This is a genomic window from Symbiopectobacterium sp. (assembly GCF_051710365.1).
Lineage (GTDB): Bacteria > Pseudomonadota > Gammaproteobacteria > Enterobacterales > Enterobacteriaceae > Symbiopectobacterium.
In genome coordinates this window covers 1-1556 of the sequence record NZ_JBPETA010000346.1, presented here as the reverse complement: position 1 = coordinate 1556, position 1556 = coordinate 1, and the positions used below count along the sequence as shown (strand labels likewise).

The window sequence follows — 1556 nt, the reverse complement described above, 5'->3', positions numbered from 1 at the left end:
CTTGTTATAGGAGGGCCAGTTAGTGATTTTAAAATTTTGTTTTGCCATGGAGACCTGATTTTGAAACAACTATGGTGATCTGTTCCGATGATTACCCAAACTTTCTATTTATTCAACAAAGCCCCTGCGAATGGCAGTAAAAATTTCATCCTGCTTTACCCGTTTATCAGCAAACGCGTAATAGGTGTTAACCACATCCAAATCCGCATCTGAAAATGACGAGATAATACCCTCAATTTCACGTTGTCCTGATTCACTGATTTTCATATCGGGTTCCTCTTTTGTTTAACCGTTGCAATAAGCTGCTCGAATAACCGTTGCGGCCAGCTTTTGTTTTTGAAGCTCTGGCCCGTGACGATATTTGAGCGGTGATGTTCGATTGACCGAATCGGGTCAAATTGTGTTTCCGAGCGGCCAGCAATAGGCCACCCTGCAAAGGCATATTGCATGGCGTTCTCCGTTTAACTATTTGGATTGATGTATATGCCGACGAATATCGGCGAGGGTATAAAGCGGTAGTTCAGTGTTATTTATTATCAGTGTGATGTTGATTGCGGTGATAAGCGGATGATGGGAATGCTGAAAGTGTTTCAGTCATCGATACCCGTTAATTTTTTCACCTGCTTTTTGAGCCACTTGTTTTCTTCCGTCAGATAGGCAATGGTTAACTTATATCCCTTTGTTTCACTGTCATCCCCGGGGAGAATTTGAGTGTTCATCAAATAATGAGGATGATTAATATTATTACTACCGTAAGTGATAACGCCCCTTTCCCTGTGATCAGGTTGATTGAAGGTCGTGATATGAGGTTTATTAAGTTGCATCATTCAATTCTCCGTTGGCTATCAAAATATTTTCGTCAATGAGCTTTTGCATGGTGGCCTCCGTGTTAAGTGCCTGCTTTGTTGACCCTCTCAGGCGGCGCGGGTTTCCCTGCTTTCCACAGTCAAAGGAACCTGATAAATTGGTTAAATGTATTACCAATTGCTGGCGCTCATGCCTTTAACGGCTAAAGCGTTTTTAAGATAAGAAATCTGTTCAGATAATTCTCTTTGTTGACGTGAAATAGTTTCTAACTGCTTAATTAAGTTCTCTCCCTGCTTTCGGCTGAAGTATTCTGTCGATTCGGTTTGCGGGATGGTTGCCTGTAAACCCGTCCCTCCAACTGCTTCTGGCTTACCCCTTGGCGGCGTTGTTTGTCCGCCAATTTTGATGTTTCCAACTGTAGTCGGTCGGTTAAAATAACCGACCTCATTGAAATTAATAAATGCATCAATAAGGTTTGTGGTGTTTTCCAATGCTGAAACATTCCCTAACTCAATATTTCCAAGGAACGGATAAAAGAATTCACCCAACTTTCTGCGATACTCTTTCATGTCATCGTTTTGCATACTCATCTCGCTGTTACGTTAACTGACTTGCTGTGACCTGCTAAATAACTGTTCCGAATAGTAGATCACCTGAAGGGAACTCAGTCCGAGTTGAGCGATCTGATCAATCGATAAAGATCCCAAATCATCAACCGGACTGAGCGATGTCGAGCATAGCACCGATAC

The 1556-nt window shown here is 42.2% G+C and carries 4 protein-coding genes; all 4 read right to left on the bottom strand.

Features of this window, described 5'->3' with window-relative positions; genetic code table 11:
* Window positions 1-108 precede the first annotated feature (108 nt).
* A complete protein-coding gene (locus ACTBDZ_RS17665) occupies window positions 109-267 on the bottom strand; it encodes a hypothetical protein (RefSeq protein WP_438816252.1) in 159 nt (52 codons plus the stop codon).
* Window positions 264-449, bottom strand: a complete 186-nt coding sequence (locus ACTBDZ_RS17660) for a hypothetical protein (protein WP_438816251.1) — start codon at window positions 447-449, stop codon at window positions 264-266. Before ACTBDZ_RS17660 ends, ACTBDZ_RS17665 begins: the two co-directional genes overlap by 4 nt.
* A gap of 141 nt (window positions 450-590) precedes the next feature.
* Window positions 591-827, bottom strand: a complete 237-nt coding sequence (locus ACTBDZ_RS17655) for a hypothetical protein (protein WP_438816019.1) — start codon at window positions 825-827, stop codon at window positions 591-593.
* Between the two features lie 150 nt (window positions 828-977).
* The gene (locus ACTBDZ_RS17650) at window positions 978-1391 is read right to left on the bottom strand and encodes a hypothetical protein (RefSeq protein WP_438816250.1); all 414 of its coding nucleotides are present in this window, start codon (window positions 1389-1391) and stop codon (window positions 978-980) included.
* Window positions 1392-1556: the final 165 nt, after the last annotated feature.